The sequence below is a fragment of the Beijerinckia sp. L45 genome, from assembly GCF_009765775.1.
Lineage (GTDB): Bacteria > Pseudomonadota > Alphaproteobacteria > Rhizobiales > Beijerinckiaceae > RH-AL1.
Genome location: NZ_LMUU01000195.1, coordinates 1 through 15,184 on the forward strand (window position 1 = coordinate 1; position 15,184 = coordinate 15,184).

General features: G+C 63.9%; 15 protein-coding genes. 8 read left to right on the plus strand and 7 right to left on the minus strand.

Annotation, left to right across the window (positions count from 1 at the left end; genetic code table 11):
- Positions 1 to 314 precede the first annotated feature (314 nt).
- Positions 315 to 1,082 carry an SDR family NAD(P)-dependent oxidoreductase gene (locus GSQ79_RS20700; protein WP_158810625.1) on the plus strand — a complete coding sequence of 256 codons (768 nt, stop codon included), beginning with the start codon at positions 315 to 317 and terminating at the stop codon, positions 1,080 to 1,082.
- Positions 1,083 to 1,294: 212 nt separating this feature from the next.
- Here GSQ79_RS20700 and GSQ79_RS20705 read toward each other — a convergent pair whose 3' ends face one another.
- Positions 1,295 to 3,223, minus strand: coding sequence for a methyl-accepting chemotaxis protein (locus GSQ79_RS20705; RefSeq protein WP_158810627.1), 1,929 nt, complete (start codon positions 3,221 to 3,223; stop codon positions 1,295 to 1,297).
- Positions 3,224 to 3,800: 577 nt separating this feature from the next.
- On the opposite strand from GSQ79_RS20705, the gene GSQ79_RS20710 reads away from it, so the two are divergent.
- Positions 3,801 to 4,640 carry an SDR family oxidoreductase gene (locus GSQ79_RS20710; RefSeq protein WP_158810629.1) on the plus strand — a complete coding sequence of 280 codons (840 nt, stop codon included), beginning with the start codon at positions 3,801 to 3,803 and terminating at the stop codon, positions 4,638 to 4,640.
- A 22-nt stretch (positions 4,641 to 4,662) separates the two neighbouring features.
- Complete coding sequence (locus GSQ79_RS20715; RefSeq protein WP_158810631.1) at positions 4,663 to 4,947, plus strand: DUF1330 domain-containing protein; 285 nt, start codon at positions 4,663 to 4,665, stop codon at positions 4,945 to 4,947.
- 65 nt (positions 4,948 to 5,012) lie between these two features.
- Here GSQ79_RS20715 and GSQ79_RS20720 read toward each other — a convergent pair whose 3' ends face one another.
- Entirely contained in the window at positions 5,013 to 5,393 is a 381-nt protein-coding gene (locus GSQ79_RS20720; protein ID WP_158810633.1) for a putative quinol monooxygenase, read from the minus strand.
- Between the two features lie 378 nt (positions 5,394 to 5,771).
- The gene (locus tag GSQ79_RS20725; RefSeq protein ID WP_158810635.1) at positions 5,772 to 6,383 is read right to left on the minus strand and encodes a hypothetical protein; all 612 of its coding nucleotides are present in this window, start codon (positions 6,381 to 6,383) and stop codon (positions 5,772 to 5,774) included.
- Positions 6,384 to 6,425: 42 nt separating this feature from the next.
- Here GSQ79_RS20725 and GSQ79_RS20730 point away from each other — a divergent pair, with 42 nt between their 5' ends.
- Positions 6,426 to 7,016 (plus strand): hypothetical protein, encoded by a 591-nt coding sequence (locus tag GSQ79_RS20730; RefSeq protein WP_158810637.1) that lies wholly within the window; start codon positions 6,426 to 6,428, stop codon positions 7,014 to 7,016.
- A gap of 61 nt (positions 7,017 to 7,077) precedes the next feature.
- On the opposite strand, the gene GSQ79_RS20735 is transcribed toward GSQ79_RS20730, so the two are convergent.
- On the minus strand, positions 7,078 to 7,938 hold the full coding sequence (locus GSQ79_RS20735; protein ID WP_158810639.1) for a transglutaminase family protein: 861 nt from the start codon (positions 7,936 to 7,938) through the stop codon (positions 7,078 to 7,080).
- 220 nt (positions 7,939 to 8,158) lie between these two features.
- On the opposite strand from GSQ79_RS20735, the gene mog reads away from it, so the two are divergent.
- The 3 genes from mog (at position 8,159) to GSQ79_RS20750 (ending at position 10,059) form a co-directional block, all read left to right on the plus strand.
- Positions 8,159 to 8,722 (plus strand): molybdopterin adenylyltransferase, encoded by a 564-nt coding sequence (gene mog, locus GSQ79_RS20740; protein WP_158810641.1) that lies wholly within the window; start codon positions 8,159 to 8,161, stop codon positions 8,720 to 8,722.
- Between the two features lie 217 nt (positions 8,723 to 8,939).
- Positions 8,940 to 9,662, plus strand: coding sequence for a hypothetical protein (locus GSQ79_RS20745; protein WP_158810643.1), 723 nt, complete (start codon positions 8,940 to 8,942; stop codon positions 9,660 to 9,662).
- Positions 9,655 to 10,059, plus strand: coding sequence for an FkbM family methyltransferase (locus tag GSQ79_RS20750; protein ID WP_210253163.1), 405 nt, complete (start codon positions 9,655 to 9,657; stop codon positions 10,057 to 10,059). The genes GSQ79_RS20745 and GSQ79_RS20750 overlap by 8 nt, the downstream gene beginning before the upstream one ends.
- 65 nt (positions 10,060 to 10,124) lie before the next feature.
- Here GSQ79_RS20750 and GSQ79_RS20755 read toward each other — a convergent pair whose 3' ends face one another.
- Both GSQ79_RS20755 and GSQ79_RS20760 read right to left on the minus strand, forming a co-directional pair.
- Positions 10,125 to 12,554: a bifunctional diguanylate cyclase/phosphodiesterase gene (locus GSQ79_RS20755; RefSeq protein ID WP_158810645.1), complete on the minus strand. Its 2,430-nt coding sequence runs from the start codon at positions 12,552 to 12,554 to the stop codon at positions 10,125 to 10,127.
- Positions 12,555 to 12,562: 8 nt separating this feature from the next.
- Entirely contained in the window at positions 12,563 to 13,501 is a 939-nt protein-coding gene (locus GSQ79_RS20760; protein ID WP_158810647.1) for a crotonase/enoyl-CoA hydratase family protein, read from the minus strand.
- Positions 13,502 to 13,634: 133 nt separating this feature from the next.
- On the opposite strand from GSQ79_RS20760, the gene GSQ79_RS20765 reads away from it, so the two are divergent.
- Complete coding sequence (locus GSQ79_RS20765; protein WP_158810649.1) at positions 13,635 to 14,084, plus strand: nuclear transport factor 2 family protein; 450 nt, start codon at positions 13,635 to 13,637, stop codon at positions 14,082 to 14,084.
- Positions 14,085 to 14,157: 73 nt separating this feature from the next.
- Here GSQ79_RS20765 and GSQ79_RS20770 read toward each other — a convergent pair whose 3' ends face one another.
- Complete coding sequence (locus GSQ79_RS20770) at positions 14,158 to 15,051, minus strand: LysR family transcriptional regulator (RefSeq protein WP_158810651.1); 894 nt, start codon at positions 15,049 to 15,051, stop codon at positions 14,158 to 14,160.
- Between the last annotated feature and the right edge of the window lie 133 nt (positions 15,052 to 15,184).

The following is a 15,184-nucleotide window of genomic DNA, read 5'->3' on the forward strand; positions in this document are numbered from 1 at the left end:
CCCGGTCGCCCGCCGCGCGACCCGGGGATCCATGAACCAGCACATGCCAGCATGATACGAGACTGCGCGCATCGTTGGGATGACGTCGCGGGTCAAGCCTCAAAACGCCTCGCAGCTGTTGACCGTCGCGACCTGCATGGGCACTGCCGCGACCGGACCGCCGCGATACCGTCAGCGCCGGGTGCGCCGCGACCGTTGCGGGGCTTTGGCCGGCGTTACGGTCGCAACGCGTCGGTTACGCTCTGAAATCGCACCGTAGTCGCAGCATGATGAGTGCGAGCCATCGAGCTGGTGGTTTGCTGAGAAGGTGTAAAATGGCGTCTGCTGCAGAGACGAAAGCATCGTTCCAGGGACAGACCGTCCTCGTGACCGGCGCGACGAGAGGTATCGGAGAAGCAACCGCGATCGCATTCGGTCGGGCGGGGGCCCATGTGCTGGTCCATGGCCGTGACGCTGTGCGAGGCGAACGGACATGCTCGGCTGTACGGGACGCTGGCGCAAACGCGACTCTCCTCATCGCCGACCTGAGTGATCATGAGACGACCATCGATCTGGCTCGCCGCGCTCTCGAGGCTGCAAACGGACGCATCGATGTTCTCGTCAACAACGCGGGGGGCGGCTTTCACAAGCCGAGCAACGCGGTGACGCTCGAGGACTACGATTACACCTTCGGGCTGAACGTTCGCGCGCCGTTCTTCTTGATCGCCGCTATCGCACCGTCGATGGTCGAGCATGGTGCCGGCGCGATCATCAATCTGTGTGCGGGAACCGCTGCCTTCGGCATGCCCGGCATGGCTTTGTTCGGAGGCGCGAAAGCGGCGTTGGACGCGATGACGCGAAGCTGGGCCGCGGAGTTCGGTCCCTCGGGCGTCCGGGTCAACGGGATCGATGTCGGCGCGATCGAAACCCCGGTCAACGCCGGCATCCGCGATGTGCTCGCAACGATGATGGAAACCGTTCCCGCGCGGCGTATGGGCCTGCCGGAAGACGTTGCCGACGCCGTTCTCTTTCTCGCAAGTCCGGCCGCCAGCTACGTGCACGGCGTCATGCTCGCGGTCGATGGCGGCTTTGCCATATCGTGATGACGCTAGAGTCCAAATCCGCCGCCCAGAGCATTTTTCGCAAAAGCTGGAGACTTTTGCGGGTCAAGAAAATGCTCCGACTTCTTGAAAAGAGAGCGATTTCTTATCGCTCTGGTGATTCCACCAAAGACGAAAGCGCTTTCGCCGGGCTCGATCTCCACAAATCACGGGGCTCGGCTCTCCCCGGCCAGGATGACGTCGCGGGCCGACCCTTAAAACTCTTCCCAGCTGTCGACCGCCGTTGCGACCTGCGTGCGCAGCGCCGCGACCGGACCACCGCGCGACACGGTCTTCAGCGCCGGACGCGGGGCTGCCGCGGCCTTGGCCCGAGCCGCCGCGATCGGCTGCACGGTACCGCCGACCTGGAAGCGGCTCACGGCGCGCGCCAGCTCTTCGCTGTCGTTGGCGAGGCTGTGGGTCGCAGCGGTGGCTTCCTCCACCATCGCGGCGTTCTGCTGCGTCACCTGGTCCATCTGGGTCACCGCGATGTTGACCTGCGACAGGCCGCTGGCCTGCTCTTCGGCGGAAGTCGCGATCTCGTTGACGATCAAACTGATTTCCGCGACCTGCTGGACGATGCGGGTCAGGCCTTCGCCGGTTTCCCCGACGAGCAGCACGCCGGCCTTGACCTGTTCGTCGGAGGCGCGGATCAGCGCCTTGATCTCTTTTGCGGCTTCCGCGGAGCGCTGCGCCAGGCCGCGCACTTCGCTGGCGACGACGGCGAAGCCACGTCCGGCATCGCCGGCACGCGCCGCCTCGACCCCGGCGTTGAGGGCGAGAAGGTTGGTCTGAAACGCGATTTCGTCGATCACGCCGATGATGTTGCCGATCTGGCGGGACGAATGCTCGATGCCGCTCATCGCCTGCACGGTGCGCGCCACGACCTCGCCGGATTTTTCCGCATCACCGGTGGCGACGCGAACGACGTCGCGGGCATGCGCCGCGCCGCTGGCCGTCTTCTTGACGGCGGTCGTGATTTCACTGAGCGCGGCGGCGGTCTCTTCGAGGCTGGCCGCCTGCTGCTCGGTGCGGCGCGACAGGTCGTCGGAGGCCGAGGAGATATGGCCGGTGCCGGAGCGGATCGCGCCGGTGTTGGCGGTGACGACCTCGATGGTTTCCTGCAACTGCGCGACGGCGTCGTTGAAGTTGGCCCGCAAACTTTCATAGTCCTGGGCGAACGGCTGGGTCAGACGGTTGACGAGATCGCCGGCGGCGAGCCGGTCGAGGCCGGCGGCGAGGCCATCGACGACCTGCGACAGCTGCCGCGCCGCTTCGGCTCTTGCGGTTTCGCTGCGCAGGCGATCCTCTTCCGCTCTGTGCTCCGCGGCGACGGCGGCGGCTTCCAGGCGGCGCTTTTCGATCGCCGCATCCTTGAAGACCTGCACCGCGCCGGCCATCTCGCCCATCTCGTCGGTCTGGCCGATGGCGGGGATCGTCACGTCCTGCGCGCCCTGTGCCAGCAGGCGCATCGCGCCGGTCATCGCCTGCAACGGCCCGCCGATCGCCTTGGAAATGAACCAGCACAGCGCAAGGCCGAGCATGAGCGAGAAGAGCCCGGCGACGACGACGACGAGTTCGGTCTGAGACATCGAACTGGCGGCGGCGACGCTGGTGTCCTTGTTCCAGCCGGAGACCTTCGCCCGCAAGTCGGCGAAGGATTCACTGACGGCGCGGATGTAAGGTCCGGCTATCGTCGAACAGGCCATGGTCAAAGCCTGTGGCCGCGTTACGGGATCGGCGGCCAGCGCCGTTTCCTTTCGCAACACATCGTTGGCGTACGACGTCGTCGCGGCCTTGTATTTTTCGAGGGCGCTCAGAAATTGCGGGGCGTCTTTGGCGAATATGGCCTGAAGCGTTTCGCTATCCCTCTCGATGGTTTTGTATTCGTCTTCGACGATGGCCGCATCGCTCGCGGCGCCGGAGAAGATGACTTTGAACGTTCCGCCGCGCGCCATGGCGAAGTGGCCGGTAAGTCGATCGATCAGATCGACCGCTTCGCCCGATGCGGTGTTCACCCGCTCGATATCGGAGAGCTTCTCCGTTTGCGTGAAGATGAACGTCGAGCTGATCGCCGTGACCAGGAGCAGGGCACCAAATCCGGTAGCCAGTTTCACGCTCAGCCGCAAGTTCCTGAAGTTCATCCGAGTCGTCCGCCCGTTAAATGGTTTGTGATAACACCATGGCGTAAACCACTAAAACAAATGTTAAGGTTTTATGCGTTTGGGTACGGCTCGGCGCTTCCGGCACGCAGTTTATGCGATACGCGATGCGATGCGTGTTGTTTTCAAAGTTTTTACTCGCGTAATATTTATTTTGCCTGGTCCGGCATGCAAGAAGCAAAAGTCGCGATGTCGCGGCAAACGCAGCCGCGCCTTTCCCTTATAGTCTTGAGGTCGCCGTCGATCCACTAACCCTGCATATCGACGAATTGCTGGCGAAAGGGTTCGTTGATTTCTGAGCTTGGCGCGCGCTCAAAGCTCCTACCAGTCGGTTCCGATCCTTCAGGGCGCAACCTATGCGATAAAGTGAGGCATGCTCGTTGATTTCATTGGCGCGTCGATGGGCGCAACTATTTTGTGTTCTGCGGTGCGGGCCTATGCGGTTGAAATCGGCGTACGATAAGGCGCAACTGGCAGCGCCCGCGAACCGGGCCAGCCAGGCTCAACCTTTCCGCGCTCCGCCCGTTCTCATGCCGTCTTTCACAACCAGGCGTCCCTCATGACTCACCCCGTTCTCGTCTCCCGCAACGTCGCTGTGATCACCGGTGGCGCCTCCGGCATCGGTCTCGCCGCAGCCAAGGCGTTCTTGAAACTCGGTCTGCGCGTCGCCATCGCCGACCTCCCGGGCGAAAAGCTCGCGGCGGCGGAGCAGGAACTCGGCGCGCTTGGCGTGGCGCTCGCGGTGCCGACCGATGTCAGCTTGAAGGAGTCGCTCGCCCATCTCGAAAAGGTGGTGCTGGACCAGCTCGGCCCCATCAACGTGCTGATGAACAATGCCGCGATCTCGCCATCGACCGATGTCTTCGGTCCGGCGGAAGCGTGGAGCGCGATGCTCGGCACCAACCTGCTCGGCGTGATCCACGGCACCCAGATCATCGGGCCCGGCATGGTGGCCTCAGGCAAGCCCGGCCTCATCATCAACACCGGCTCGAAACAGGGCATCACCATGCCGCCCGGCAATCCCGCCTATAATATCGCCAAGGCCGGCATCAAGGCGTTCACCGAGGCGCTGCAGCACCAGCTGCGCAACACCGACGGCTGCAAGATCGCGGCGCATCTGCTGATCCCGGGCTTCGTCTACACCGGCCTCACCGCGCGCGGCCGGGCGGAAAAGCCAGCGGCTGCCTGGACGGCGGAGCAGACGGTGGATTTCATGCTGGAAAGCCTGGACCGCGGCGATTTCTACATCCTATGTCCCGACAACGACGTGCCGCGCGCCGTCGACGAGCGGCGCATCCTTTGGGCCGCCGGCGACATCGTCGAGAACCGCCCGCCGCTGTCGCGCTGGCACGCGGATCACGCGGCGGCCTTTGCGGCCTTCGCCGCAACCGAAGACTGATCGAGATAGAAGGACTGAGCGCATGAAAGGTTACTGGATCGGCCGCTACGACGTGCGGGATGCCGACACTTACAAGCTCTACGCCGAAGCCGCGAAGCCGGCGTTCGAAGAATTCGGCGCCGTGCCGCTGGCCCGGGCCGGCCGGTCGCAGGCGATGGAAGGGCAGGGCCGCGGCCGCAACGTGGTGTTGGAGTTTCCCTCCTACCAGGCGGCGCTCGACTGCTGGAACTCGCCGGTCTACCAGGCGGCGCGGAAGCACCGGCTGCCGGTGAGCGACGGCGAGATCGTCATCGTGGAGGGGCTTTAGTCTGTAGGGTCTTATCCCCCTGGGTTGCGTCGCTGCGCTCCCGATGACGGCCTTGAAGACCGGCCTCAGTCCACCGCCCGAAACATCCGCTCGTCGAAAGGCGCCGCGAGAAGCGGCTGCAGCGTATCACGCGTCGCCCTGGCATACTCGCTGCCCACGTGCCGGTCGAAATCGGCCATGCTGCGCCAAGCCTCGATGATGGCGAAGTGGTTGTCGTGGTCGGTGCGCTGCAGGAGCTGCCAGCTGACGAACCCGGCATCGCCGCGGCTGCGTTGCCCGTCCTGTCGCAGCATCGCCTTGCCGTCCGCGACGCGGTCCGGCAGCACATCGACGTTGATGACGACGGTGATCGGCTGGTCGGCCTGCGCCCGACCGCCCGCCGCGAGAGCCAGCATGAGCGCCAGGACCGTTGCGCCGACCCTGGAAATGGCTTGCCGCCTGATCATTGCATCGTCCCTCGCGTTCGAGATCTAGCCGGCGGGATGGCCACCGGCGCTCGTGATCTCACGGGGCCATGTGGCACGATCATGTCGTCACCCAATCCTGAAGCAGATCGTGATCGCCGGTTAAGCCGCATAGGCCGACCCGTCCATCGGAATCGCCGCGACGGCGGGGCGTCACGCCCACGGAGACTTATCAGCGGGACAGACTCGAGGGATCCCGGCGAAAGTCTTATTTTCAATATAGCTGTTTCTTTCTACTTTATAGAAGGGCGTCGAGTTCCTGCGTTCGACAAGAGCGCACCCCTCGAAGTCGAAACAGTTGCCTCCGATGCGTTTCATGCGCGCCGGCATCGAGTATGTCGCGCGAGGTTGTTCTCAGAATTATTTGATGGTGCCCATATTTGGCGTTCTTACCCATATTTGGCGTTCTAAAACGAGCAATAATCGCTGCTCCTGGAGGGAATCATGGAGGAAGGCATTCCGAACGACGGCTTGGTCGATCTCACGCCGACCCAAAACTATGGGCCCATCGGTATTATGCCGAACGCGGCGCATCAGACGTTTCATGGCTTCATGAGGGCCAACACGTATGAGCTGGCGATCGTCGAGTTCGACGATCTGGGACGCTGCTACGATCGTCGCCAGATAGACGGCGTTGCGGATCGCATCGACGCCCTTCGAACGGCTGAAGAAGACGCCATCATTCTGGTCTTCGTTCACGGCTGGAAACATGACGCCCGCAGCGACGACGATGATCTCTCTCATTTCCGCAGGGTTCTCGCCCGTGTCGCAGACCACGAGAAGAACTTGCCCGGCGAAGCGACGCCGCGACCCGTCCTCGGCATTTTCGTTGGCTGGCGGGGCATGAGCGAGTTCGGGATCGGCGATGCCGTGGCGAACGCCACGTTCTGGGGCCGCCAGGCGGCCGGCAATCGTGTCGCGATCGGCTCGGTCCGGGAGCTGTTCGGTCGCTTGCGGCATTACCGCAATCATCGCCGGGAACCGCAACGCGGTTTGCCGCCCGGATCGCCGCTCTTGGTCATCACGGGCCATAGCTTCGGCGGGATGATCGTCCTGTCCGCTCTCGCGCAGTCCCTCATCGAGGCGGCGTCGTCGCCGGTTGGCGAACTCGTCACCAGTTTTGCCGACTTGGTCCTCCTGATCAATCCAGCGATCGAAGCGGCGCGCTACCTTCCGCTCTACGACCTGCTCGCGGACGAAGAGTTCAAAAAGCGGACGACAAGCCAGCCTCCCGTCTTCATCTGCGCGCAGGCGGAAAACGACGAACCCGTCGGCACCTTTTTTCCGATCGGCAACGTCCTCCACCGGGTCGACGAAGCGACGATAGGCCAACTCGAGAAAGACTGCCTGACCCATGCGCTCGGCTTCGTGCCGGCGTTTCGGACGCACAAGCTGACGAGTCCGACCGGCGGCGCCTCGTTCGCCCTCGATCCGCCAGGGCCGGAGCAGACCAACCCATTCTGGGTTGTCGGTGCCTCGAAAGAGGTCATCGATGGCCATGGCGGGATCTGGCTCGATCCATTCGCTGCGTTCCTCAGCGAGATCCTTTTCCAGCACGTGAGTAATTCGCGTGCGGTCGGGGCTCCGGCGCGGCGGCGGGCATAACCCGCAATGCAAAGATCGCCCAACCTGCGAATGAAATGACGTTCGTCATTTCATTCCGTCTTTAAGACCGCGCCCCAGCACCCGCCGGCTCGTCCGTCGAAATCGCCTCCACCGTCCGCCGGCCGTACTCCAAACTGCCGTCGGCGTAGCCGATGTGGACAGCCATATCCATCGGCTGCATGTCGCCGAACGGGGTGCAGAAGGCGATCTCGGCGGCGTCGCGGCCGACCCCGATGCGCACGAGACCGGCGAGGTTGGCTTGGCGGGTGGCGTCGAACAGCCACCAGCGCCCGGCGAGATAGGCCTCGAACACCGCATGGAAATCCGGCGGCTTCAGCCCGAAGGCGTAGCAGCTGACGAAGCGGGCGGGGATGCCGAGCGCGCGGCAGAAGGCGATGCCGACATGGGCGAAGTCCCGGCACACGCCGGCGCGCGCCAGGAGGCTTTCGTCGGCCGTCGTCTCGCCGTCGCTGGAGCCGCGGCGGTAGTCGAAATTGGCGTAGATCCAGTTGCAGATCGCGGTGACGCGGCGGTGGCCCTTGGGCAGCCAGCCGAACTCGCGCTGGGCGAAGGCGCCGAGCCGGTCCGAGGAGACGAAGCGGCTCGGCAGCAGGTAGGGCAGGATGTCGAGCGGCAGCTCGGCCACCGGCATCTCGTCGATGGTGGTGGAATCCGCGCGAAACACGTCGAGGTCGACCTCGGCTTCGTAGTCCACCGCGAAATCGCCCGGCGGCACGAGCACGGCGGCATATCGATTTTGTGCATCCGGCACGGTATAGGTGCGCACCGGCAGATCCGGCCAGAAGGTCAGAGTCTCCCGCAGCTCGCGATGGCGGGTCAGCCGCGCCACTTCGAGGTTGAAGATGAAGAGCGTTTCGCTGAAGACCCGGTAGGAGAGATGACAACCTAGGGAATAGCGCAAAGGACTCTCCACCCGAACCGTGATCGCCTAGAGCATTTTCCACAAAAGTTGCAGACTTTTGTGATCGAGAAAATGCTCTAACTTTTTGAGAAGAGAGCGATTTCTGATCGCTTTGGTGATCCCACCAAAACGGAAAGCGCTCTAGAAGCACGAAGCGAGCCTGTTCCGCAAACCGATGCAAGCGCCGGCGGCTCGGACCCGAATGCGCCGACTTTTACCCATGACGATTGGATATGACGTGGACGAGACACACCCCCGCGCCGCCCGCATCGGCGTCGTCACCGCCTCGGACCGGGCCAGCGCCGGCATCTACAAGGACGAGAGCGGCCCCGCGATCGAAACTTATTTGCAGGCTCTGCTGACCACGCCCTTCACCATCCTGCGCCGGATCATCCCGGACGGGTTCGAAAGCGTGCGCGACACGCTCATCGACCTCGCCGACGTGGAGGGCTGCGACCTCATCCTCACCACCGGCGGGACCGGCCCCGGCCCGCGCGATCTCACCCCCGAGGCCACCGAAGCCGCGGCGCCCCGCGTCCTCCCCGGGTTCGGCGAGCTGATGCGCCAAGTGTCCTTGAAGTCCGTGCCCACGGCGATCCTCTCGCGGCAGATGGCGGCGCAGCGCGGCGCCTGCCTCATCATCAACCTGCCGGGCAAGCCCGCGTCGATCGCCGTCTGCCTCGATGCGATCTTTGCCGCCGTGCCGTATTGCCTCGACCTCATCGGCGCCGCGCGGATCGAGACCGATCCTGCCGTGCTGGCGAGCTTTCGGCCGAAGGGCTGAACGCCTGTCAGCGCGCCGCATCGCCCAGTTTTCGCTTCACGTGCTCGCATAATTGCAGGAGCCCTGCCGTCATGCACAGCGGACATGGCAATATGTTGCTTTTTAACGATCATCTTCAATCTATCTTCACGGCGGCCTGTCGCTAATGCCGGCGCTGAGGGGGCGTCGCCCGGGCCGGATGGCATCCGGCCGCGCATCCATTCATAGAGCTGCTGATATGATCGATCTCAAAGCCATGCGCGCCGGGCACGCCAGCCGGATGAGCGCGCAACACCGGGATGCCTTCGATGCGAAGATGGCGTCGTTGGATGCCGAACGGCTCGCGTACGACCAGGAGGCGGCGCAGCGGCGCAAGGCGCGGATCGATCGGGCGGATGTCGCGGTAGGCAGTCCGGACGACCCGATGTTCGCCGCCGACCTGATCGCCGCGGTCACGCGGGCTGCGGCGACCGCCCGTGTCATCGTTCTGCAGTTCCCGGATCACGCGGAGCTGCGGGATCTCAACCCGGCGGCGACGCCCGCTATGATCGACCTCCTGGTGGTGCTCGCCAACCTGGCGGCGGAGCAGCGATGCCTGACCCTGGCCTGCGTGTCGGCGCCCATCGGAGGCGCGCTTCTCGAGGTCGCGCTGCGCTGCGACATCCTCGCCGTGGCGCCCGATGTCGACGTCGCATTCTCCCATGCCGGTCCGCACGCGGCCGGCATCTACGCGATCCTCGCGGAGCGCCTCGGCTTCATGGCCTGCGAGCAGCTGTTCCGGCACGGACCCGTCAAGGGAACCGCGCTGTTCCAGCAGGGTCTCGCGCTGTATTGCGCGGACTCCTTCGACGGTGTCGTCGATCAGGTGGTCAAGAAAGCCTCGACGATGATCGCCCTGTTCGCCGCGTCGCGGCTCTCCTTCGCCGTCTCGCGCGACGTCGTGGCGACGCTTCATTCCTAGCGCCGCTTCGACGAAAGCAGCTCTTTTCCCATGCGGTCTTGCGGCGGAGTCGGCCGACCTGTTCTTCACCGATGGGGAGGGCGCAAGCTCCCATCTGGATCTCGAGCCGTCCAAGACGAAGGTCCGTGTTCTCGCGCTCGACGACGTGCTCGTCGGCGTACGCCCAACCTACATCAAACTCGACATCGAAGGTTTCGAGGCGGAGGCGCTTCGAGGCGCGCAGAAGACGATCGCCTTGTGCAAGCCGTCGCTCGCCGTGTGCATCTATCACAAACCCGAAGATCTATGGACCTTGCCGGAGCTCGTCATGGATCTGTGTCCGGAGAGCGATCTCTACATGCGCCAGCACGGCCATAACGGGTTTGACACCGTGCTTTATGCCATCAACAGGATTTGAGCGCGGTGCGGCTTCGATGGCTATCTGCTGGGTTGCGCCCGGTGTTTCCCTGAAGCGGTACGCCCTCAGGGCTGCCCGAGCCGCAACGTCGGCTCGAACTGCATCGCCGCGGCGGTCTCGATATAGGCGATGAGCCGATCCTGCGGCAGCGGCTTGCAGAAATAGAATCCCTGGATCAGCCTGGCATTCGCCTGGGACACGAGCAACAGCTGGTCGGCGGTCTCGACGCCCTCGATCACCAGTTCCTTCCGCATGGTCTGCGTCATCTGCACGATGGACGCGATGAGCATGACGGCGCTCGGATCGTCATCAAGCCGCTTGACGAAGCTTCGATCCAGCTTGACCTTCTGGATCGGGAGATTGTGGAGATAGCTCAGCGACGAGTAGCCCATGCCGAAATCGTCGAGCGCGATGGAGACCCCCGTCCCGGCGATCTGCTCGAGCTCCAGCTTCATCGAGGTCACGTTTTCCGCCAGAACGCTCTCCGTGATCTCGATCTCGAGGCGCGACGGCGGCAGCCCGGTCTCGTCGAGGATGCGATCGATCATCGTCGACACCGAGTTGTTCTTGAACTGGTCGGTGGAGAGGTTGACGGCGATCTTGATGGCGGGATCCGGCCAGTGCTGGGCATCCTTGCAGGCCTGGGTCAGCGACCACAGACCGAGCCGATCGATCAGATCGTTTTCTTCGGCAAGCGGGATGAACACACTCGGCGGAATCTCGCCGCGGGTGGCGCTGGTCCATCGCGTGAGCGCTTCGCAGGAGATGATCTTGCCGGTTCGAAAGTCGATTGTCGGCTGGTAATGAAGCCGCAACGCTCCCGTATCGATGGCGTCGCGGAGTTCGACCGTAAGTTCACGGTAATCGCGCGCCTTGAGGTCCATCTCTTCGCTGAACCACACCGCGTGGCCGCGGTTCGTCTTCTTGGCTTCGTATAGCGCCACGTCCGCGATCCTCAGAATCTCGTTCGGATCCGAAACCAGGCAGCGAATGCGGGCGAGGCCGGCGCTCGCTCCGATCTCCACCCGCTTGCCGTTGATCACATAGGCGCGCGACAGATCCGCGATGAGAGTCTGCGCGGTTTCGGTGATCTCTTCCGTGGTCCCCGATGAAAAGCACACGACGAATTCGTCGCCACCGACACGCGCTGCGAAGCCGTCGGCTTCGATGAAGGCCTCGATCCGTTGCGCGACCTTCTTGAGAAGCCTGTCGCCGGCGGCGTGGCCGAAATAGTCGTTGACGGCTTTGAACCCGTCGAGGTCGACGTACATCGCGACGCCGGCGCGGCCGTGTTCCGCTTCATCGACCATCATGCCGATATGGTGGCTCAGAGCCAGCCGGTTGGCGATCCCGGTCAGGCTATCCTGATGCGCCAGCCGGAAGATGACATCGTCCTGCGTGCGCTTCTCCGTCACATCGTCGACGACGGCGACGATCCCGCCGCCGGCAACCGGCGCCAGGCTGATGTCGTAGCGCCGATTGTTGACGTGGTCCGTCACCTCGACGGATGCATTGCGGCGGTCGCCGACAACGTCGAAGGCGCGGATCTGGCGCTGCATCTCTTGTGCCGGTGCCGCGAAGGTATTCGACAAGGCTTCGACGAACTCGGCCGTCGTCATGCCGCGCAGTCCTTCGACGAACGGGCGTCCCCAAAGTGTCTTCAGCCGGTCGTTCAGAATGACGACGCGCAGCCGCTCGTCGAACATCAGAAGGCCGTTGTGCATCGTGTTGAGCGCGGTATCGAACCGGGTGGCGTTCCGTCGGGCGGCAATGGACAGGATGCGCGACTTGCGCTCGTTGGCGACGGCCGTTCGCAACGATTGATACTGCGCCTTGGTCGATGACATCGCCGCGGCAAAGAAGACGAGGGTCAGGAAGGCGATGATCGCGGTGCCCCTAGAACCCTGCACCAACAGGGCGACGACAAACGGGGTGCAGACCGAGAAGACCTGCAGGGCGACGATCTTCGGCCGGCTGCCGTTGCGCCCGGCGATGCATCCTGCGATGCCGATGGTGATCATGATCGCGACGGCCAGATCCGCGCCATCGGTATTGTTGAGAACGATGTAGGACGAGGTCGCGCCGATCACCATCATCATCACGACGCCGACGGCGGCATATTCCGCCTCCCAGCGGACGATGGTCCGCACGCTTGTCCGTTCGAAGCCGACGGCGTTGCGCCGCCAGCGGCGATAATGGATCATGAGCCGGATCCGCAGGGCCGCCACGGCAAGCATCGCGAGCAGGAAGCATCCGGTCGTCCAGGTCCGGTTGCTGAAGAACGTGATGCCGGTCAGGAGCAGTGCGGCGAACACCAGCGACATGTAGCCGACGACCGTCCCGTAGAGCGCCTCGACGAGCACGGCATAGGCGCTCGCGGACAGCCGTTCGCGGCGCACGCTGCTCAGCAGGCTGTATTGCAGGCGCCGCCAGAGGCTGCCTTTCTTCGCAGCCTTGTTGCGTCCCGGGGCCGTGCGGCGGGTGTTCTCGTTCATCGATTTCGTCATGCCTGCCTTTCAGCCAGTCTGGCCCCCATCAAGCGTTGAGCGCCAACGATTTTGTCGATGTGTTTGATCCGCCGCTCATCAAGGCCGAGAACCGCGTCGACCCAGACCGCCACGACGGCGCGCGCCTCGGTGCGGTCGTAGCGCGCCGCCGCCTGCCGTGACGCGGCAAGCCGGAAGACGGCCGCGAAGCGATCGTCGCTGGACCAGCGTCGCGTGAGACGTCGCACGAGATCGACCGCCGTCCCGCGCTTTGCCAAACGATCGCAGATCCCTTCGGCGAAAGCCTCGCCGCCGGATATGGTGTTGCCCTCGACGATCATCCGTTCCGCAAAAGCCTTCGTGGTGCGCCGGCCGAGCAGGCTGGTTGCACCCATGCCGGGAAACAGGCCGAAGCGGACTTCCGGAAAGGCGAATTTGGCGGTCGGCGCGGCGACCATGAATTGCGTAGACAGCGCGGCCTCGAAACCGCCGCCGAAGGCATTGCCGTCGACGGCCGATATCGTCACCATCGGCAGGTCGACGCCCGACCACATCATGTGGACGATGTCCGCCGTCAAACGCGCGTAGTGCTCCAGGGCGCTGCGGTCACGCGACCGTGACAGGGTTGCAATCAATCCAAGATCCCCGCCCATATTGAAGACGCCGGGCATGCGGGACGCGAGGATGAAGAAGCGGACCGGCGCTCGCGCGCCCGACAATGCGGCCGCCTGGAAGCGTTGTTTCACTATGGCACACAGCGCGTGCAAATCCTCCAGCACCGCCACCGTGTAGCTGGGGACGCCATCTGATGCGAAACAGACCCACAGGCTCTTGGCCGGGGCGTCGAACTCCACGTGTATCTTTTGAAAAGCGCGGCCGAGCTCCATCGCGTTTTCCCATTCCTTCGCATCCGCGCTCCGCCTCGCCGCTGGTGCAAACCAAGGCGGCTTGAGCATTAGTCTCCTACCCAACTTTCTTTCCAGCTAACGGTCTGTTTTCATTAAAATTGATTCGCTGTTGAGTTAACGAAGCGTTACCGTGGCCTTACCGGAGCGTTGCAGGCTCGGTGCCGTAAGGGAGTTTTGCTCAGTGACCGCGATCGCTCAATCTACAATGCTCCGCGCACGCCAGCCGATGTTCGACATGCAGACGGACTTCTTCGATCGACTCTCGGACAACGACATCCCGGGGGCGGCGTCCATTCTCGCCGACAATTGCCTGTTTCTTTTTCCCGGTCTCAAGCCGGTCCATGGGGCCGCGCTGACGACGCGCATGTTGCGGATCATCAGGCGCCGCTTCGCCGACATCCGTTGGACCCGGACGTTTTCGGTGAACGCGGAACCGGACTGGATGATTTCCGCCTGGACCGTCAAAGGCACGTTCGCCGCGGGCGGCGAGTACAACAACGAAGTCGTCTCCGTCGTGCGCCTGGATGTGAACGGAAAGGTCGCCTATCTCTCGGACTACTTCAAGTCGACCGACTTCAGTCCGCCGCCGGCGCATCATGGCGCCCAGGCTTCCGTGGCGCTGGCGCTCTAGAGCGCCGGCTGCTCGCGTGGACTGACTTAAGCGATCAGGTCACAGGACACATCACACGTCCCACGTCCCACGATCAATGGCGGTAGCGCAGCGCCTCGACCAGAAGGGCAAAGGCCGGCGCGGCCTGTCGCCGGCTCGGGTAATAGAGGTGGTAGCCCGAAAACGGCGCGCACCAGTCTGCGAGGACGCGCACCAGGCGCCCGTCTTCGATGTGGCTCTGCACGCGATCCTCCGGCACATACGCCAGGCCGCTGCCCGCCAGGGCGGCTCTGAGGTTCATCTTGCTGTCGTTGGAGGCGAACTGTCCCTCCACCCGCACCTTCATCGCGCGCGCGCCCTTTTCAAATTCCCAGGCATAGAGGCCGCCCCGCGTCGGCAGCCGCAGATTGATGCAGGCATGATCGGTGAGGTCCTGCGGCATCTTGGGCCACGGTCGTTTGGCAAAATAGGCCGGGGCGCCGACGACCGCCATGCGCAGATCGGGGCCGATGCGCACGGCCACCATGTCTTTCCCGACCTGCTCGCCGAGGCGAATGCCGGCATCATAGCCCTCGGCGACGATGTCCGTCAGGCCGTTGTCGATGGCCACTTCGACCGTGATGTCGGGGTAGGCTGCCAGAAGACGCTCGAGCGCCGGCCATAGAATGCTGCTTGTCGGGTGTTCGCCGGCGTTGATCCTGATGTTGCCGGCGGGCTTGTCCCGCAGCTCGGTCAGCGCGGCGAGCTCCGCCTCGATCTCTTCGAACCGCGGCCCGACCGTGCGCAGCAGGCGCTCGCCCGCTTCCGTCGGCGCGACGCTTCGCGTGGTGCGCGTCAGCAAGCGGACGCCAAGCCGGGCTTCGAGTCCCCGCACAGTGTGGCTCAGCGCCGATTGCGACACTCCTAGTTTGGCCGCCGCGCCGGTAAAGCTGCGCGCCCGCGCGACCGCGAGAAAGGCGGTCAGATCGTTGAGAGTCTGCCGCGGCATCCATGACCTTTGCTCATAAGCCCATGCCGATTTTAGCGGCTAATCGAGGAGATCGGCAATGGCTAGATTGGGCTTCGTGCCTGGCGCCGGATCCCCGGCATGCGGCCGCGTCGCCAGCCCTCTCAATCTTGCT